This is a genomic window from Asanoa hainanensis, from assembly GCF_900188485.1.
In the GTDB taxonomy this organism is placed as follows: domain Bacteria; phylum Actinomycetota; class Actinomycetes; order Mycobacteriales; family Micromonosporaceae; genus Asanoa; species Asanoa hainanensis.
In genome coordinates, this window is the sequence record NZ_FZPH01000008.1 from 296,891 (window position 1) to 316,040 (window position 19,150).

The window sequence follows — 19,150 nt, forward strand, 5'->3', positions numbered from 1 at the left end:
GGAGCCGATGCGTACGGCCGTTGTGGTGGGCGCCGGCATCGGCGGCCTGGCGGCGGCCGGCGCGCTGGCCCGCGCCGGCTGGCAGGTCACCCTGCTGGAGCGGGCCGATCGGGTCCGGCCCGGCCGCACGGCCCTGGTGCTGTGGCCCAACGGCATCCGCGCGCTGCGTGCCCTCGGCCTCGGTGACGGCCTCGACGCGATCGGCACCCCGCTCGGCGAGACCGGCGTCCGCCGGCCCGACGGGCACTGGCTGGTGCAGCCCCGCCCGGTGGCGGCGCACCGCGGTCCGGTCGTCGTGCACCGCGAAGACCTGCACGACGCCCTGATCGCCGGGCTCGGCGACCAGGTCGACATCCGCACCGGCATCCGGGTCGACGACGTGCGCACCGACGGCACCGAGCGCCCGGCCGTGACGGCCGGCCGGCAGTCCTTCGCCGCCGACCTGGTGGTCGCGGCCGACGGCACCGACAGCGCCGTCCGCGCCCGGCTGGCGCCGGAGTCGGCCGTGGTCAGCTCCGGCTGCACCGCCTGGCGTGCGGTCATCCCGTGGTACCGCGCACCGCAGGACCTGGCGGCCCGGGTCGGCGGCGAGACGCTCGGCGCCGGCTACCGCTTCGTCGCCGCCTCGCTCGGCGAACGCGGCTCGTCCGGCGGGTCCACCCGGGGCGGCGTCTACTGGGTCGCGACCGCGGCCGGCGCGCCCCGGCCGGAGCCCCCGGCCACCCAGCTCGCCCTGCTCCGCCGGTGGTACGCGGGCTGGCCCGCGCCGATCGCCGACCTGCTCGACGCCACCGAGCCCGACGACCTGGTCCAGCAGGAGGTCCGCGAGCTGCGGCCGCTGCCGAAGGCGTACGCGTTCGCGTCCGGGCCGGGCGGCGTCGTGCTGCTCGGCGACGCCGCGCACGCCATGCCCCACCATCTCGGCCAGGGCGCCTGCCTCGCGTTCGAGGACGCGGCCACGCTCGCCGCCGCCGTCCGCGACGCGTCGACCGGGCTGCCGCTGCGCCGCGCCATCGAGGGCTACGACCGGGAGCGCCGGCCGCGCGCGGCGACGATGGTCCGGCAGACCCGGCGGATGTCCGCCGTCCTCCAGACCCGCGGCCGGCTCGCGCTGCGCGCCCGCGACGCGGCGCTCGGCCAGATCACGCCGCGGTTGCTCGGCAGCGCCGCGAGCACCGCCGCACAGTGGCGACCCCCCGCGTGACCGAGTGGTAACGAGCCGAGCAACCCGATCGAGGGGGCCGAACGTGCCATGACCATCGGGCGGACGGACGGGCAGACTACCGGGTGCCGAACAGGGGGTCTTGGGTGGGCGACGACGGGTCGACGGCCAGCGACGGGCAACGCCCGGTACGCGCCGAGGCCTGCCTGCTCGGGCCGGTGCGACTGCTCGCCGACGGCGCCCCGGTGCCGCTGCCGCCCGCGGCCCGCGACCTGCTCGGCGTGCTCGCCCTCCGTCCAGGTGAGACGGTCCCGACCGACCAGCTCGGCACGGCACTGTGGACGGTGCCGCGGCAGCGCGGCGGTGGCGCGGGCGACCGGCTCGCCGAGGCCGCCGAGGCCCTCGACGCGGCGCTGACCGCCGCGGGCTGCCCGGAGACCCTCGGCCGGACGCCGGACGGCCTGGTGCTGCGGCTCCCGGGCCGGGCCGTCGACGCGAGCCGCTTCGGCCACCTGTTGCGCCGGGCCCGCGAGCTGATGACCGACGGCGACCTGGCCGGCGCGTCCGCCCGGTTCGCCACCGGGTTGCGGCTCTGGCAGGTCGACTTCGCCGGCGACCCGTTGGCCGGCAGCACGCTCAACCCGCTGGGCTGGGCGCAGGCGGAGCGCACCCGACTTGTGCAGATGCGCGCCGCCGCGACCGAGGACCGCTGGGAGTGCCTGCTGCGCCGGGTCGCCGCCGCGCTGACCGCGGCCGGCGCACCGGCCGCCGACCAGGACGCGGTCGGCGCGGGCACGGCCGCGCTGGCCGCCGCGGGCGAGGCGGTCGCCGAGCTGGAACGCGCCGTGGGGCGCCACCCGCTCCGCGAGCGCCTCTGGGAGCTGCTGCTCACCGCCACCGCGTTCGCCGGCGGCCGGGGTGCGGCCGCGCGGGTCTACGACCGGGCGGTGCTGGCCATCGCCGACAACCTCGGCGTCGAGCCCGGCCGCCGGCTCGGCGAGATCGCCGCCCTGGTCCGCTCCGGCGGCCTGGCCACCTGGTGGGAGCAGCCCGAACCGTGCCCGCATCCGCAGCCGGCGACGACGCCGGCGCGCACCGGGTTGCCCGTGCCCCTGACCCCGCTGATCGGCCGCGACCGGCTGGCCGCCCGCGTCGCCGCGCAGGTCGCCGACCACCGGCTCGTGACGCTGACCGGGCCGGGCGGCAGCGGCAAGACCCGGCTCGCCGTCGCGGTGGCCGCCGGCCGCACCCCGGTCTGGTTCGTCGACCTGAGCGTCGTCGACGACCCCGCGCGGGTGGCCACGGCGGTCGCCGGCGCGCTCGGCGTCCGCGACGAGCCCGGGCGGGCGATCGCCGACACCCTGGCCGACGCCCTCGGTGCCGGCGACGGGCTCCTGCTGCTCGACAACTGCGAGCACGTGCTCGGCGGCGCCGCCGAGCTGGTCACCGTCCTGCTCGACCGCTGCCCGGCGGTGCGGCTCCTGACGACGAGCCGGGTCGCGCTGCGGCTGCCCGCCGAGGTGACCGTCCCGGTGCCGCCACTGCCCGGTCCCGCGCCCGGTGGCGAGCACACGATCGCCGGGCTGGCCGCCCATCCGGCCAGCCACCTGTTCCTGGAGCGCGCGCGGGCCCGGTCCGGCCGTCCCGTGGCGGAGTCCGACGCCGGCGCGGTGGCCGAGCTCTGCGCCGAGCTCGACGGGCTGCCATTGGCCATCGAGCTCGCGGCGGCGCGTACCCCCGTGCTGTCGGTGCCGGAGATCGTGGCCCGGCTGCGGGCCGACCACAGCGTGCTGCGCAGCCCCGACCCGACGGCGCCGGCCCGGCACCGCACGGTCGCGGCCGCCGTCGAGTCCAGTGTGGACCAGCTCGACCCGGGCGCGCGGCGGCTGTTCGACCGGCTCGCGGTGTTCGCCGGCGGTTTCGACACCGAGGCGGCCACCGCCGTCGCCGGCCCGACGGCCCCGGACCTGCTGGCCGCGCTGGTCGAGGCCTCGCTGGTCGAGCGGCAGCGGCCGGGTGGGGACGCCCGCTACCGGATGCTGGTGCCCATCCACCGGCACGCGCTGGCCCGGTTGCGCGGCGCGGGTGGCGAGAGCGACGCCCGCCGGGCCCACGCCCAGCACTTCCTGGCGCTGGCCGAGCGGGCCGACGGCGGGCTACGCGGCTCGGCGCAGGGTTGGTGGCTTGGTCGGCTCCGCCGCGAGGCCGCCAACCTGCGTGCCGCGATGAGCTGGCTGGCCGGGCCGGGTGCGGCCGCCGACCCGCACGGCGACCTGCGCCTCGCCGGAGCGCTGGCCAACTACTGCCGGCTGGAGGGCTACTACCGGGACGGCCGCAGGTGGCTGGTCGACGCGCTCGCCCGGCACCCGGACGCGCCCGCTGTGCTGCGCGCCCGTGCCCTGGCCGGTGCCGCGATGCTGGCCATGCTGCTCTGCGACTACCCGGCCGCGGCCGGCGACGCGGCGGCGGCCCGCAGCGCCTGCCGGGCGTCCGGCGATCCGCTCGGCGAGGCCAGGGTCGAGCTGACGCTGGGCTCAGTGGCACGGGAGCGAGCGGAATACAAGGCATCCGCGGCGCACCTCGACGCCGCCGCCCGGCTGTACGACGTGCACGGCGACGCCTGGGGCATCGCCCAGTCGGCCCTGTTGCGGGGCTTCACCGCCTGGCTGGCCACCGACCTGGACCGGGCCGAGGCGAAGCTGCGCCTGGCCCTCGACGGCTTCGAGCGCCTCGGCGATCCCGAGGCCGCGGCCACCGCGCTGATGAACCTCGGCGCGGTGGCCCTGTACCGAGGCGACGGCGACCGGGCGGCCTCGCTGCTCGACACCGCGCTCGACCGGTTCACGGCGTTGGGCTTTCCCGAGGGCCTCGGCTGGGCGCACAACCTGCGCGGCCTGGTCGAGCTGCGCGCGGGCCGGACCAGCCGGGCCGTGTCCCACCTGGTCCGCAGCCTGGCGACGCACCGCCAGGTGGGCGACCGCTGGCGCACGGCCAGCGTGCTGGAGGCGTTGGCCGAGGCGGCCCGCGTCGTCGGCGCGGCCGAACGTGGTGCCGCCCTGCTCGGCGCGGCGGCGACGATCCGCACCGAGCTCGGCACCCCGGTGCCGGCCTGCGAGCTGTACGACCTGGCCGCCACCGCCTCCGGGCTGCGCACCCTGCTCGGCGCGGACGCCTACGCGCAAGCCCACGCCGAGGGTCGGATCGCGAGCCTGGACACGCTGGTCAGCGCGCCGGTCGAGGCGTCGGTGCCGGCCCTGCCGAGCGCCGCTACGGCCGAGCCCAGCTGAGCTCGCCGTCGGCGGAGCGCACCAGCCGGGCCGTCACCGCCGCGTTCGTTCCACACGCCGGGCAGGCGCCGGCGAGTGTGCCCGCGAACCAGTGGTCGACGACGCCGTAGGAGTCGTCGTCGACGTGGCTCCAGCCGACCGCACCCTCGACCGCCACGTCGCCGCCGCACGAGCCGCAGCGGGATACGCGTCCGGCCCGCTCCGGCCACGCGCGCGTGGTCAGCGGCGTTGGCGGTGCGACCACGGTGCCGTCGGACAGGCGCACGACGAGGTCGGCCGGCCAGGGCCGGTCGAGCGGGCGGCCCGGGTCGGCGAGGTCCGGGCCGAGCGGGTCCGTCCGCGCCGGTGGCTCGCCGGCCAGGATGGCCCGGGCGACCTCGCGATGCCAGTGGGCGGCCCGGGTCGCGGCGATCAGCCCGAACACCCGCTCGAGGTCGGCGGCCTGACCGAACTCCAGGGCGGCCAGCCGGCGCAGCAGGTCGTCGGCCGGGCCGTGGCGGACCGGGCCGCTCGTGCGACCGTCGCGCAGCCAGACCACCGCGCGGTCCAGGACGTAGCCCCAGAGGCGGCTGGGCACGAAGCGGGGTAGCGCACCGTCGGGCCCCGGCGCGAACGACAGCGGTGCCCGGTCGTCGTCGGCGAGCGCGCGCAGCCACGCCCGGACGGCCCGGCGGGCCCGGTCGACCAGGCGGCGCTCGACCGTCTCCGGCAGGTCGGGATCCTCCGCGAGGGCGTTGCCGGGCACCGCCGCCGCCAGCGCCGCGCGATAGGTCGCCTCCTCGGCCGGCCGCATCGCCAACCGCAGCAGCCCGGGCCCGGCGTCCGGAGGAAGGCTCGCCCGGACCTCCTCGACCAGGTCCTCGCCGGTCCGGACCAGGTAGCGCAGCGGACCCGGCGGGGGAGCGTCGACGCCGGCCCGGACCAGGTCGGCGAGCAGGCGGTGGACGACCTCGGTGAGCGCGACGGCCCGGCGGGCGGCGACGATCGGGCCGCGTTCCGGGTCGAGGGCGACCGCCGCCGGGTCCCAGCGGCCCTGCTCCGCGGCGGCGGACAGGCCCACCCGGCGGGCCCAGGCGAGGTCGCGGGCCAGCGCGGCGCCGGCGCAGTCCCAGGCGGCCCCGATCTTGATGGCGTGCGGGTCGGTGTGCCAGAGGTTCTCCTCGCCGGCGAGGGCCATCCGGAGCAGGTCGTCGTCCCCGCCGGCCAGCCAGGTCCGGACCAGGGCGAGCGCGTCCGCCTCGCCGTTGTCGTACGCCTCCGCGACCACCGGCTCCAGCGCGGCCACGGCCCAGCGGAGCACCTCGCGGAGCAACCGGTCGGTGTCGGGCGGATCGGGCCGGGGGGCCGGGACCGGCGCTTCCGGCGCGGCCAGCGCCCGGTCCAGCGTCCAGCGGTCGCCGTCGTTCACGGGCTGGCGCCGCCAGCGCGCCAGCGGCTCGCGCAGCTCCGGCACGTGGGTGAGCAGCTTCTTGTGCGCCAGCAGCGCGGACAGCGCCGCGGCGTCGGGATCGACCAGGGCGCGCAGCCCGATGGCGGCGGCCACCTCGGGATCGTCCACGTCGGTGAGCGCCTGTGCGGCGTCCCGGCGCAGGTGGCCGGCGGGCTCACCGAGGAAGCCGAGGATCGCGACCCGGTTGTCCCGGTCGTGCCGGCGTCGGGCCAGGCACGACAGCAACATCGCCCGGGTCCGCGGGTCCTGTTCCACCCGGGCCGCCGCGATGAACGGCTCGCTGCCGACCCGCGGCGCGAACCGCAGCTCGCGTGCCGCCGCCAGCCGGACCTCCGCCGCGGGGTCCTCGCGGAGCAGCCGCAGGACCAGGTCCTGGTCGGGCCGCGTCCCGCGCAGGCCCTCGACCCGCACTGCCGGGTCCGGGTCGGCCAGCAGCGCGGAGGTCAGCTCGGGCGGCCGGTGGCCGGACAGCATCGCGCGGGCGGCCCTCAGCCGCAGCCGGCCCTCGGCGCTCGCGGCGAGCTCCTGGCGCAGCGGCTCGTACGGCCCGCCGAGGTAGTAGAGCAGCGTGGCGACCCGCTCGTCGTCGTTGCCGAGGTCGAGAGCGGCGGCCCGGACGCGCGGATCGACCTCGCTGCGGCGGCGCAGGATCCGGCCGAGCGCCTCGGCCGCCGCGTCGCCGACGTGCTCGTACACCTCGGCCAGGCCGCCCTCGGTGCGCACCTCGCTGGTGTCGTGCAGCGCGAGGTCCAGCAGGTCCTCGAACAGCCCGACCTCGCCCGAGGTCGAGGCCCGGCGGACGGCGGCGAGCCGGACCGCGTCGTCCGGGTCGGTCAGGCGCGCACGCAGCGACATGCCGCCACGATAGGCAGCGCTGTCGATGCGCTCTAGAGAGCCGGGACCGGGGCCGGCTCGGCGATGCAGGCGGTGGCGATCCGGCGGAAGCCGACGCTCAGGTAGACGCGGGCCACGTCGTCGCTGCTGGCCGACAGGAAGACCAGGCCGGCGCCCGCGTCGACCGCGTGCCGGGCCAGCGTCAGGGTCAGCGCCGCGCCGAGGCCGCGGCGGCGGAACGCGGGCAGGGTCGCCACGCCGGCGACCTCCACGACGTCGCCCGCGCGCATGCCGATGCCGCTGGCCACCGGCCCGGCGTCGGCGACCTCGGCGACAGCGGTGAACCGGCGGCCGTCGCGGATCGCCTGGCGCTCGCCCTCGACCGAGCCGGCGTCGGCCTCGACCCGGGCGGCATCGCGCTCGGCGGGGCCGCCGGCTCCCGCACCGGTGCCCGGTGTGCCGAAGCCCACGTGCGCGACCGCGCGGGACAGCTCGAGGTCGGCCTGGAAGGACTCCGCCGCCGGATCCAGCAGGCGCACCCCGGTCGCCGGCAGCGCGGGCAGCGCGGCCGGGTCGAGCACCATCAGCGGCGCCTCCAGCACCGCCAGCCCGGCCGAGCGCGCGACCGCCAGCAGGTCCGGCGTGGTCTCGTGGACCCACTCGAACGCCTCGGGCAGGCCCAGGTCACGCTGCCGCTCGCGGGCGGCCATCACGTCGGCCGCCGACGGCGGCTCACCGCCGTCGAGGCGGGGACGGGCGTAGAACGGCCAGCCCGCACCCTCGCGGACGAACAGGACGAGCCCGCCGAAGTCCTCCGCTCGTGCCGAGAACCGGGGCAAGGCATCGTAGAACGTCTCGAGGCGGCGCAGGAGGGCAGGATCGGGGGTGGTCATCGCGCGAGAGTACACATCTCAAATCCTGGGCGTGTGATCAATACGTCCTGGCGGATGAGGGCCGCTGTTCACGTAAACTCGGAAGACCCAGCAGGGCCGACGTCGTCCCGAACCTGAAACTTGTGTGACTAGACGACCGTGGAGGCCCCGTGGCGTTCCCGCATCCCCAGGGTTTGTACGACCCGGAGAACGAGCGCGACTCCTGTGGCGTCGCGTTTGTCGCCGATCTCGCCGGCCGCCGCTCCCACGACGTCGTGGCGAAGGGGCTCTCGGCGCTGGTCCGGCTCGACCACCGGGGCGCGCGGGGCGCGGAGCCCAACACCGGTGACGGCGCCGGCATCATGATCCAGGTGCCCGACGAGTTCCTGCGGGCAGACGTCGACTTCACCCTGCCGCCGGCCGGCTTCTACGCCACCGGCCTGGTGTTCCTGCCCACCGAGGACGCTGAGGCCGCCCAGGCGGTCACGGTGATCGAGAAGTACGCCATCGTCGAGGGCGCCGAGGTGCTCGGGTGGCGGGACGTGCCCGTCGAGCCCGAGGGCCTGGGCGCGACCGCCGAGCTCGTCCGGCCCCGGATCCGCCAGGTGTTCCTGGCCGCGCACCGGCTGCACGACGGCCCCGACGGCCCGGCCGGCACCCCGATCAGCGACCTCGACCTCGACCGGGTCGCCTTCTGCGTGCGCAAGCAGGCCGAACGCGAGACCGCCGAGCGGGGCATACCGGCCTACTTCCCGAGCCTGTCCGCCCGCACCATGGTCTACAAGGGCATGCTCACGCCCGACCAGCTGCCCGCGTTCTTCCCGGACCTGACCAACCGCCGGGTACGCAGCGCGATCGCCCTGGTCCACTCGCGGTTCTCGACGAACACGTTCCCGTCGTGGCCACTGGCCCACCCGTACCGCTTCATCGCCCACAACGGCGAGATCAACACCATCCGGGGCAACAAGAACTGGATGAACGCGCGCGAGGCGCTGCTGTCCTCGCCGAAGCTGCCGGGCAACATCCGCCGGCTGTTCCCGGTCTGCACGCCCGCCGCCTCCGACTCGGCCAACTTCGACGAGGTGCTGGAGCTGCTGCACCTGGCCGGCCGGGAGCTGCCGCACGCGGTGTTGATGATGATCCCGGAGGCGTGGGAGAACGACACCGCGATGGACCCGGCTCGCCGGGCGTTCTACCGCTTCCACGCGAGCCTGCTCGAGCCCTGGGACGGTCCCGCCAGCGTCGCGTTCACCGACGGCACGCTGGTCGGCGCCGTGCTCGACCGCAACGGCCTGCGCCCGGGCCGCTGGTGGCGCACCGAAGACGGGCTGGTCGTGCTCGGCAGCGAGGCCGGCGTGCTCGACCTCGACCCGACCACCGTGGTCGCCAAGGGCCGACTGCAGCCGGGCCGGATGTTCCTGGTCGACACCGCCGAGGGCCGGATCGTCGAGGACGACGAGATCAAGGCCGAGCTGGCCGCCGCCCATCCCTACGACGACTGGCTGCACGCCGGCCTGATCGACCTCGAGGACCTGCCCGCCCGCGAGCACATCGTGTTCACGCACGACTCGGTGCAGCGCCGGCAGCAGACCTTCGGCTACACCGAGGAAGAGCTCAAGATCCTGGTCGGGCCGATGGCCCGCAGCGGCGCCGAGCCGCTGGGCTCGATGGGCACCGACACCCCGATCGCGCCGCTGTCCACCCGGCCGCGGCTGCTCTACGACTACTTCCACCAGCTTTTCGCCCAGGTGACCAACCCGCCGCTGGACGCGATCCGCGAGGAGCTGGTGACCAGCCTGTCGTCGACCATCGGGCCCGAGGGCAACCTGCTCGACCCGAACGCGGCCAGCTGCCGGCAGATCGTGCTGCCCCGGCCGGTGCTCGACAACGACGAGCTGGCCAAGCTGCTGTCCATCGACGACGACGGCGACCTGCCCGGCTTCAAGGCCGTCCGGGTCTCCGGCCTCTACCCGCTGCGCAACGGCGCGGCCGGCATCAAGGCCCGGCTCACCGAGATCTGCCGGCACGTCTCCGAGGCGATCGAAGACGGCGTGCGGATCCTGGTGCTCTCCGACCGGGACTCGACGGCCGACCTGGCGCCGATCCCGTCGCTGCTGCTCACCGCGGCCGTGCACCAGCACCTGGTGCGCGAGCAGACCCGCACCCAGGTCGCGCTGGTGGTCGAGTCGGGCGACTGCCGCGAGGTGCACCACGCGGCCCTGCTGATCGGCTACGGCGCCGCGGCGGTCAACCCCTATCTGGCCTTCGAGTCCGCCGAGGACCTGATCGCGACCGGTGCTCTGACCGGTGTGGCCCCGGCCGACGCGATCCGCAACTACGTCAAGGCGCTCAGCAAGGGCGTCCTGAAGATCATGTCCAAGATGGGCATCTCCACCGTCTCGTCGTACTGCGGAGCCCAGGTCTTCGAAGCGGTCGGCCTGGACGCCCGCGTGGTGCAGCGCTACTTCGCCGGCACGCCGGCCAAGATCGGTGGTGCCCGGCTGGCCGACATCCACACGGAGGTCGCCGCCCGGCACGCCCGCGCGTACCCGGCCAACGAGGCCGAGCGCAGCCACCGCAAGCTCGACGTGGGCGGCGAATACCAGTGGCGCCGCGAGGGCGAGCTGCACCTGTTCAACCCCGAGACGGTGTTCCTGCTCCAGCACGCCACCCGCAGCCGGCGGGAGGACATCTTCGCCCGCTACACGTCCACCGTGGACAAGCTGGCCGCCGAGGCCGGCTCGCTGCGGGGGCTGTTCCAGCTCCGCACCGGCGACCGGCCGGCCGTGCCGCTGGACGAGGTCGAGCCGGTCAGCGCGATCGTCCGGCGGTTCGCCACCGGCGCGATGTCCTACGGCTCGATCTCCGCCGAGGCGCACGAGACCCTGGCCGTCGCGATGAACCGGCTGGGCGGCAAGTCCAACACCGGTGAGGGCGGCGAGGACGTCGAGCGGCTCTACGACCCGGAGCGCCGGTCGGCCGTCAAGCAGGTGGCCAGCGGGCGGTTCGGCGTCACCACCGAATACCTCGTCAACGCCGACGACATCCAGATCAAGATGGCGCAGGGTGCCAAGCCCGGCGAGGGTGGCCAGCTGCCCGGCAACAAGGTGTGGCCGTGGATCGCGAAGACCCGGCACGCCACCCCGGGTGTCGGGCTGATCTCGCCGCCGCCGCACCACGACATCTACTCGATCGAAGACCTGGCGCAGCTCGTACACGATCTCAAGATGGTCAATCCCGCCGCCCGGGTGCACGTCAAGCTGGTCTCCGAGGTGGGCGTCGGCACGGTGGCGGCGGGCGTCGCCAAGCTCAAGGCCGACGTCATCCTGATCTCCGGACACGACGGGGGTACGGGCGCCAGCCCGCTGAACTCGCTCAAGCACGCCGGCACCCCGTGGGAGCTCGGGCTGGCCGAGACCCAGCAGACGCTGCTGCTCAACGGGCTGCGTGACCGGGTCACCGTGCAGGTCGACGGGCAGCTCAAGACCGGCCGCGACGTGGTGGTGGCCGCGCTCCTCGGCGCCGAGGAGTTCGGCTTCGCCACCGCGCCGCTGATCGTCTCGGGCTGCGTGATGATGCGGGTCTGTCACCTCGACACCTGCCCGGTCGGCATCGCGACGCAGAACCCGAAGCTCCGGGAGAAGTTCACCGGCAAGCCCGAGTTCGTCGAGACGTTCTTCGAGTTCCTGGCCGAGGAGGTCCGCGGCTACCTGGCCGAGCTGGGCTTCCGCAGCATCGACGAGGCGATCGGCCACGCCGAGCTGCTCGACCTGGCGCCGGCGATCGACCACTGGAAGGCCAACGGGCTCGACCTCTCGCCCGTGCTGCACGTGCCGGACCTGCCGTCCGGCGCCTCCCGGCGCAAGACCGTCGCCCAGGACCACGGCCTCGAGAAGGCGCTCGACAACGAGCTGCTGAAGCTGGCCGAGCCGGCGCTGCACGACGGCACGCCGGTGCGCGCCACCGTCGCGGCCCGCAACGACCAGCGCAGCGTGGGCGCGATGCTCGGCGGTGCGGTCACCCGGCGGTTCGGCGGCGAAGGGCTGCCCGACGACACCATCGAGCTCGACCTGGTCGGCACCGGTGGCCAGTCGTTCGGCGCGTTCCTGCCGCGCGGCGTGACGATCCGCCTGCACGGCGACGCCAACGACTACGTCGCCAAGGGACTGTCCGGCGGCCGCGTCGTCGTGCGCCCGCACGTCGACGCGCCGTTCGTGGCCGAGCAGCAGATCATCGCCGGCAACACGATCCTCTACGGCGCGACCGGCGGCGAGCTGTTCCTGCGCGGCCGGGTCGGCGAGCGGTTCGCCGTGCGCAACTCCGGTGCCACCACGGTGGTGGAGGGCGTCGGCGACCACGGCTGCGAATACATGACCGGCGGCACCGTCGTCGTGCTCGGCTCCACCGGCCGCAACTTCGCCGCGGGCATGTCCGGTGGCACGGCCTACCTCTGGAAGGCCGACCCCGCCCGCGTCAATCCCGAGCTGGTCGAGCTGACCCCGCTCACCGACGACGAGCAGGTCACCGTGCAGGCCCTGGTGCAGCGGCACTTCGCGGAGACCGACTCGGCCGTCGCCGAAGACCTGCTCAAGCGCTGGCCGGAAGCGGCCCGCGAGTTCACCGCCGTCGTGCCGCGCGACTACAAGCGCGTCATGCTGGCCATCCGGGCCGCCGAGGCTGCCGGCCATGACGTCGACGAGGCGGTCATGGAGGTCGCACGTGCCTGATCCACAGGGTTTCCTGCACCACGAACGCCGGCTGCCGGAGCGGCGCCCGGTGCCCGTGCGCATCCAGGACTGGCGCGAGGTCTACCCGTCCGCCGACGACGGGCTGATCCGCGAGCAGGCCAGCCGCTGCATGGACTGCGGCATTCCGTTCTGCCACCAGGGCTGCCCGCTCGGCAACCGGATCCCGGACTGGAACGACCTGGTCCGCACCGGCCAGTGGGCCTCGGCCGCGGAGTCGCTGCACGCCACCAACAACTTCCCGGAGTTCACCGGGCGGCTGTGCCCGGCGCCCTGCGAGGCGTCCTGCGTGCTCAGCATCGCCGGTGGCGCGTCGGTGACCATCAAGCAGGTCGAGGTGGAGATCGCCAACCGGGCGTTCGACCTCGGCCTGGTCACGCCGCAGCCGGCCGGGCACGCGTCCGGCAAGCGGGTCGCGGTGGTCGGCTCCGGCCCCGCGGGCCTGGCCGCGGCGCAGCAGCTCGCCCGCGCCGGGCACGCGGTCACCGTGTTCGAGCGCGACGACCAGATCGGCGGGCTGATGCGGTTCGGCATCCCCGACTTCAAGCTCGAGAAGTCCCACATCGACCGGCGGCTCGCGCAGCTCGAGGCCGAGGGCGTGGTCTTCGAGACCGGCGTCAACGTCGGTGTCGACGTGACCGCCGACCAACTCCGTGCCGAGTACGACGCGGTGCTGCTGGCCGCCGGCGCCCTGCTGAGCCGCGACACCCCGGCGACACCGGGGCGCGGGCTGCGTGGCGTACACCTGGCCATGGAGCACCTCGTGCCGGCCAACCGGGTCGCCGCCGGGCTGCAGGCCACGACGCCGGTCGACGCCGCCGGCAAGCACGTCGTGATCATCGGTGGCGGCGACACCGCGGCCGACAGCCTCGGCGTCGCGCACCGGCAGGGCGCGGCAGCGGTCTACCAGCTCGACCTCTACCCGGAACCGCCCGCGGTCCGCGACGAGGCGCGCGACCCGTGGCCGACGTGGCCGTGGATCCTGCGCAACTACCCGGCACACGAGGAGGGCGGCGCCCGCGACTTCGCCGTCGGCGTGCAGGAGTTCGTCCACGACGGCACCGGCGCCGTGCGGGCCGTCCGGATCGCCGAGGTCGAGGTGACCAAGGTCGACGGGCAGCGCCGGATCCACCCGAAGCCGGGCACCGAGCGGGAGCTGCCGGCCGACCTGGTGCTGCTGGCGATCGGCTTCGACGGCACCGAGCCGCAGCCGCTGCTGGACCAGCTCGGGATCGCGCGCAACGCGCGGGGCGCGGTCGACGCCCGCCCGGACTGGCAGACCGGCACGGATGGCGTCTTCGTCGCCGGCGACATGCACCGTGGGGCGTCGCTGATCGTGTGGGCGATCGCCGAAGGCCGCGCGGCGGCCTCCGCGATCCACTCCTACCTCGGCGGAGAGGGCGAGCTCCCGACGCCGGTCGACCCGGCCGCCGTCCCGCTGGCGGCCTGAGCGCATTAACGGTGATCAACGGGCGGGTGTTGACAAGGGGCCCTTCCTATGCGAAATCCGTTAACAAGGGGCCCTTGCTTCGGGTTCCGGGCGGGCGCGAGTAGGCTCGCTGACGGCTCACTGGCGGGTGACAAGGCTGGTGGGCGGCAACTGTTCGGATTCCCGACAGAAGCCGGTTACGAGGACGATCCGGGAAAGAGACTAGCCTCATGGGCGTGACACGCCGCGCGAAGATTGTCTGCACTTTGGGCCCTGCCACCTCCTCGCCGGAGCGCATCAGCGGCCTCGTAGACGCCGGGATGGACGTGGCACGGCTCAACTTCAGCCACGGTGACCACGCTGACCACGAAGCGGTCTACAAGTTGGTCCGCGAGGCCGCCGACGCGGCCGGCCGGGCGGTGGCGATCCTGGCCGACCTGCAGGGCCCCAAGATCCGGCTCGGCCGGTTCGCGGACGGCCCGCACGAGTGGCGCACCGGTGACTCCGTCGTGATCACCAGCGACGACATCGTCGGCACCGTCGACCGGGTCTCCTGCACCTACAAGAAGCTGCCGCAGGAGGTCAAGCCCGGCGACCGGCTGCTGATCGACGACGGCAAGGTCGCGGTCGAGGTCACCGAGGTCACCGGCAACGACATCCGGGTCCTGGTCATCGAGGGCGGCCCGGTCTCCAACAACAAGGGCGTCTCGCTGCCCAACGTCGCGGTGAGCGTCCCGGCCATGTCCGAGAAGGACACCGAGGACCTGCGCTTCGCGCTGCGCCTAGGCGTCGACCTGGTGGCGCTGTCGTTCGTCCGCTCGCCCGACGACGTCAAGCTGGTCCACGGGATCATGCAAGAGGTCGGCGTGCACCGCCCGGTGCTGGCCAAGGTGGAGAAGCCCGAGGCCGTCGAGCGGCTCGAGGAGATCGTCGACGCGTTCGACGGCATCATGGTCGCCCGCGGCGACCTCGGCGTGGAGCTTCCGCTCGACCAGGTTCCGCTGTGGCAGAAGCGCGCCGTGCAGATGTGCCGCGAAGACGCCAAGCCGGTCATCGTCGCCACCCAGATGCTCGACTCGATGATCGAGAACGCGCGCCCGACCCGCGCCGAGGCCTCCGACGTGGCCAACGCGGTGCTCGACGGCGCCGACGCGCTGATGCTCTCCGGCGAGACCAGCGTGGGTAAGTACCCGGTGCTCACGGTCAGCACGATGGCGAAGATCATCGCGACGACCGAGGCCGGCGGCCTGCCGATCCCGCGGCTGCAGCACGACCCGCGCACCCACGGCGGCGCGCTCACCATCGCCGCGTCCAACGTGGCCCGCGCCGTCGGCGCCAAGGCGCTGGTCGCGTTCTCCCAGACCGGCGACACCGTGCGCCGGCTCGCCCGCCTGCACTGCGAGCTTCCGCTGCTGGCCTTCACCCCGGTCTCCGAGGTGCGTGCCCAGCTCGCGCTGAGCTGGGGTGTGGAGACCTTCCACATGCCGTTCGTGCAGCACACCGACGACATGTTCCGCCAGGTCGACCAGGCGCTGCTCGGTCTCGGCCGCGCGGAGCCCGGTGACTACGTGGTCGTCGTCGCGGGCAGCCCGCCCGGCACGCCCGGCTCGACCAACACGCTGCGGGTGCACCTGATCGGTTCGCTGGTCGACCCGGCCAGCGTGCCGCGCCAGACCCCGTGACGGCAGCCATGCCCGAGGGTGGGCAGTCGGCGGTCGACTATCTCGTCCAGATGCTCGACCTCGAGCGGCGCGACGAGAGCACGTTCGTCGGCACCACCCCGGTGGTCGGCCTCCAGCGCGTCTACGGCGGGCACGTCGCCGCCCAGGCGCTGGTGGCCGCCGGCCGCACCGTCGACCCGTCGCGCACGGTGCACTCGCTGCACGGCTACTTCGTGCGCCCGGGCGAGTCCGGTGCGCCGATCGAGTACCACGTCGAGAACATCCGCGACGGTCGGTCCTTCTCGGTGCGCCGCTCGGTGGCCGTACAGAACGAGAAGACCATCTTCTTCATGTCGGCGTCGTTCCACCGGCAGGAGGACGGCCTCGACCACCAGGCGCCGCTGCCGCCCGACGTGCCCGGCCCCGACGAGGTGCCGACGATGCGCGAGCGGTTGTCGGCCTATCCGGAGCGCCTCGGCATCTGGAAGTCCGTACCGTGGTCGCTCGACGTCCGCTACGTCGGCGAGCCCGGCTGGGTCCCACCCGGCGACCGGCGCGCGGACCCGCACCAGCGGGTGTGGATGCGGATCGACGGCAAGCTGCCGGACGACCCGCTGCTGCACGCCTGCGCTCTCACGTATGCCTCGGACATGACCCTCCTCGACTCCGTGCTGTCTGTGCACGGCGAGGTCTGGGGCCCGGGCGGGGTGATCGGGGCCAGCCTCGACCACGCGCTCTGGTTCCACCGGCCGTTCCGGGCCGACGAGTGGTTCCTCTACGACTGCTGGAGCCCGACCGCCTCCGGCGGCCGCGGCCTGGCCACGGGCCGCATGTTCACGGTCGACGGCGCCAACATCGCCACCGCGGTCCAGGAGGGCCTCCTCCGCCGCGTGGGTGCATGATCCTTTCGCGTCTACGTACCCGATAGGCTTAGTGGCATGCGACTGTCCGCACGGGTCGACTACGCACTACGCGCGATGGCTGAGCTAGCCGCGGCCGCCGACCAGCACAGCGACGGCCCAGTGCCGATGACCGCCGAACAGGTGGCCAAGGCGCAGGACATCCCGCCGAAGTTCCTGGAGAGCATCCTGCTCCAGACCCGCCGGGCCGGCCTGGTGCACGCCCAGCGCGGCCCCGAGGGTGGTTACTGGCTGGCCCGCCCGGCCCGCGAGATCACGCTGGGGCAGGTGATAAGGGCGATCGACGGCCCGCTGGCCAACGTCCGCGGGCAGCGTCCGGAGGACCTGGGCTATCAAGGCGCGGCGGCGGCGCTGCAGGACGTCTGGATCGCGCTGCGGGCCAGCGAGCGCGAGATCCTCGACCTGGTCTCCATCCACGACGTGGCCACGGGCAAGCTCCCGGACCGCGTCCGCGACCTCACCGCGGACCCGGCCGCCTGGGCCTGACGCCTCGCGCGTCAAGGTCCGCGATGGCGGCCGGGGGCGCGCGTGTGGCGCGGCGTGGGCGGGGTGCCTCGCGTTTCCTGGAGCCGCGCCGGGGACGACGCAGGCGCCCAGTTTGCCGGAGGCAGTAAGGCCCACGACGGTCCGGAGGTCGCATCTCGGACCGCCGCGGGTACGGACATCGAACCATCTTCGGCCGCGCTCCGATCCGGAACGGCCGCCTGCACCCGATCGCCCACTCTGCGCCGGACGTCCTCGGAGTCCGTTTGCTCTGCACCCACATACGCACCACCCCAGGTCGGAGGTGGTGCGTATATGGGTGCAGAGCAAAGCCTCGCGAAACTGTCGCGTTTCGGCGCGGGCGGGTCGGCGCGGGTGCCGTCGCGTTTCCGCAGTAGCGTGCACCGCGTGGAACGCGCCGAACTGATCTCACTTCTCGCTGGTGCGACTCCGGCTGAGCAGGCGTGCCGGGCCGCCCTGGAGCAGGGGGCGACCTTCCATGTCTACGCGGCGGACGAAGGGGTTCCCGCCAGCAACCTCGCGTCCAGCTATCGCCGGCGGCAGGCACACACCACGAAGCTGGGCATCCCGACGATCGGGTTCGCCGAGGCGGTCGAGACGCTGAGCGCGCTCGGGGAACAGCCGCTGGTCCTCGGCAGCGTGGCGCAGGAGGACTCACCGCGCAGCTTCGTGATCTTCCTGGCCCCGGACGCGACGTCGGTCATCGCCTGCCTCGGTGTGGGTTAGCGCCTGTCTCGTGGATCATGCCGGCACCCCGCCGGGCACCGGCGGCGTCCGACCGCACGCGGAGGCCGTCTGGACCTCGCCGGGGCACCACCCTGATCCACGAGCCGGGCCCTAGCCCTCCGCGAGGATCTCGGTGGCCGCCGTCGCGAGTGCGGACCAGGCTTCGTCCACATGGGACTCCGCTGTCTGGGGTGCGCCGACCGCGAGCCGCAGGACGTACGCGCCGTTGACCCGCGTGTGGGTCAGGTAGAAGCGGCCCGTCGCGTTGACCCGGTCCAGCAGCGCCTCCGACGCGGCGTCGCCCGCCTTCAGGCGGAAGCAGACCAGGGAGAACGGGTGCGGTGCGGCGATCTCGAAACGGTCGTCGGCGGCCACGTGCGCCGCGAAGCGTTGGGCCAGCGACACCCCGGACCGGATGTGCGCGCGCAGCCCCGCTGCCCCGTACCAGCGCAGCACGAACCACAGCTTGAGCGACCGGAAGCGGCGGCCGAGCGGCACGCCCCAGTCGCGGTAGTCGATCACCGCGCCCGACTCGGTGGCCACGTTGCGGAGGTACTCCGGCATGACGGTCAGGGCGGCGACCAGCGCCTCGCGGTCGGCCACCCAGAACGCGTCGCAGTCGAAGCCGGTCAGCAGCCACTTGTGCGGGTCGAAACAGTACGAGTCGGCGTGCTCCAGCCCCGCGTGACTCCAGCGCAGCTCCGGGCAGACCGCCGCCGCACCCGCGTACGCCGCGTCGACGTGCAGCCACACCCCGAACTCCTGGCAGATCCGCCCGATCTCCGAAAGCGGGTCGACGGCCGTTGTCGACGTGGTGCCGATCGTGGCCACGACGACCGCGGGCCGTGCCCCGGCCGCGACGTCGGCGGCCAACGCGGCCCGCAAGGCCGACGGGCGCATCGCCAGCGTCGCCGGGTCGACCTCGACCTGCCGGACCCCGGCGTCGCCGATGCCAGCGATCCGGGCCGCCTTCTCGATCGACGAGTGACCCTGGGTCGACGTGAAGACCGTGTAGCGGGTCCCGCCGATCCCGGAGGAGCGCCAGGCACCGCCGCCCGCTCGGTGCAGGCCCGCCAGCGTGGCCACCAGCGCCGCCGACGAGGCCGAGTCCTGGATCACGCCGCCGCCGGTCGAGGTGGACCGGAACCGCGCCGGCAGGTCCAGCAGCTCCGCCAGCCAGTCGAGCATGACGGTCTCGACCTCGGTCGCCGCCGGCCCGGTGGCCCAGAGCATGCCCTGCACCCCGAGCCCGGCACCGACCAGGTCGCCGAGCACGCTCGGACCCGAGGTGTTGGCCGGGAAGTAGGCGAAGAACCCCGGGTGCTGCCAGTGCGTCATGCCGGGCAGCACGACCTCGTCCAGGTCGGCCCGCAGCCCCGCGAAGCCGTCGCCCTCGGACGGCGGACCCGCCGGGAGGCGCGCCGCCACCGCGCCGGGTGGGTCCGAAGGCCGCACCGGGAGCGAACCGACCGACTCCCAGTAGTCGGCCACCCAGTCGACCAGATCGTGCCCGTGCCGGCGGAACTCGTCGGCGGTCATGTGCCCTGCCATGCCCTGAGT

Annotated in this window: 11 protein-coding genes; 8 read left to right on the top strand and 3 right to left on the bottom strand. The window is 74.5% G+C overall.

Annotated elements, in window-relative coordinates:
* Positions 1-7 precede the first annotated feature (7 nt).
* Together CHC05_RS21465 and CHC05_RS21470 are read left to right on the top strand one after the other, a co-directional pair.
* Complete coding sequence (locus CHC05_RS21465; RefSeq protein ID WP_089251685.1) at positions 8-1,204, top strand: FAD-dependent monooxygenase; 1,197 nt, start codon at positions 8-10, stop codon at positions 1,202-1,204.
* Between the two features lie 104 nt (positions 1,205-1,308).
* Entirely contained in the window at positions 1,309-4,449 is a 3,141-nt protein-coding gene (locus CHC05_RS21470) for an AfsR/SARP family transcriptional regulator (RefSeq protein WP_179266304.1), read from the top strand.
* Here the strand turns inward: CHC05_RS21470 and CHC05_RS21475 are convergent.
* Both CHC05_RS21475 and CHC05_RS21480 read right to left on the bottom strand, forming a co-directional pair.
* A complete protein-coding gene (locus CHC05_RS21475; RefSeq protein ID WP_089251582.1) occupies positions 4,430-6,754 on the bottom strand; it encodes a hypothetical protein in 2,325 nt (774 codons plus the stop codon). The two genes, CHC05_RS21470 and CHC05_RS21475, sit on opposite strands and share 20 nt — an antisense overlap.
* A gap of 32 nt (positions 6,755-6,786) precedes the next feature.
* Positions 6,787-7,626 (bottom strand): GNAT family N-acetyltransferase, encoded by an 840-nt coding sequence (locus tag CHC05_RS21480; RefSeq protein WP_089251584.1) that lies wholly within the window; start codon positions 7,624-7,626, stop codon positions 6,787-6,789.
* Positions 7,627-7,775: 149 nt separating this feature from the next.
* Between CHC05_RS21480 and gltB the strand changes: the two genes are divergently transcribed.
* The 6 genes from gltB to CHC05_RS21510 all read left to right on the top strand — a co-directional run bounded on the left by gltB (position 7,776) and on the right by CHC05_RS21510 (position 17,590).
* A complete protein-coding gene (gltB, locus tag CHC05_RS21485; RefSeq protein ID WP_089251586.1) occupies positions 7,776-12,332 on the top strand; it encodes a glutamate synthase large subunit in 4,557 nt (1,518 codons plus the stop codon).
* Entirely contained in the window at positions 12,325-13,800 is a 1,476-nt protein-coding gene (locus CHC05_RS21490; protein WP_089251588.1) for a glutamate synthase subunit beta, read from the top strand. The genes gltB and CHC05_RS21490 overlap by 8 nt, the downstream gene beginning before the upstream one ends.
* 209 nt (positions 13,801-14,009) lie before the next feature.
* Entirely contained in the window at positions 14,010-15,461 is a 1,452-nt protein-coding gene (gene pyk, locus CHC05_RS21495; RefSeq protein WP_089251590.1) for a pyruvate kinase, read from the top strand.
* Between the two features lie 8 nt (positions 15,462-15,469).
* Entirely contained in the window at positions 15,470-16,342 is an 873-nt protein-coding gene (locus tag CHC05_RS21500; RefSeq protein ID WP_089251687.1) for an acyl-CoA thioesterase, read from the top strand.
* A 36-nt stretch (positions 16,343-16,378) separates the two neighbouring features.
* Positions 16,379-16,846: an RrF2 family transcriptional regulator gene (locus tag CHC05_RS21505; RefSeq protein ID WP_089251592.1), complete on the top strand. Its 468-nt coding sequence runs from the start codon at positions 16,379-16,381 to the stop codon at positions 16,844-16,846.
* A gap of 405 nt (positions 16,847-17,251) precedes the next feature.
* Entirely contained in the window at positions 17,252-17,590 is a 339-nt protein-coding gene (locus CHC05_RS21510; protein WP_089251594.1) for a hypothetical protein, read from the top strand.
* A gap of 111 nt (positions 17,591-17,701) precedes the next feature.
* On the opposite strand, the gene CHC05_RS21515 is transcribed toward CHC05_RS21510, so the two are convergent.
* The gene (locus tag CHC05_RS21515; RefSeq protein ID WP_245871113.1) at positions 17,702-19,141 is read right to left on the bottom strand and encodes a pyridoxal-dependent decarboxylase; all 1,440 of its coding nucleotides are present in this window, start codon (positions 19,139-19,141) and stop codon (positions 17,702-17,704) included.
* Between the last annotated feature and the right edge of the window lie 9 nt (positions 19,142-19,150).

Coding starts and splice junctions, on each gene's coding strand:
- pyk (WP_089251590.1), top strand. CDS start 14,010: ATGGGCGTGACACGCCGCGCGAAGATTGTCTGCACTTTGGGCCCTGCC.
- CHC05_RS21505 (WP_089251592.1), top strand. CDS start 16,379: ATGCGACTGTCCGCACGGGTCGACTACGCACTACGCGCGATGGCTGAG.
- CHC05_RS21480 (WP_089251584.1), bottom strand. CDS start 7,626: ATGACCACCCCCGATCCTGCCCTCCTGCGCCGCCTCGAGACGTTCTAC.
- CHC05_RS21500 (WP_089251687.1), top strand. CDS start 15,470: ATGCCCGAGGGTGGGCAGTCGGCGGTCGACTATCTCGTCCAGATGCTC.
- CHC05_RS21475 (WP_089251582.1), bottom strand. CDS start 6,754: ATGTCGCTGCGTGCGCGCCTGACCGACCCGGACGACGCGGTCCGGCTC.
- CHC05_RS21515 (WP_245871113.1), bottom strand. CDS start 19,141: ATGGCAGGGCACATGACCGCCGACGAGTTCCGCCGGCACGGGCACGAT.
- CHC05_RS21465 (WP_089251685.1), top strand. CDS start 8: ATGCGTACGGCCGTTGTGGTGGGCGCCGGCATCGGCGGCCTGGCGGCG.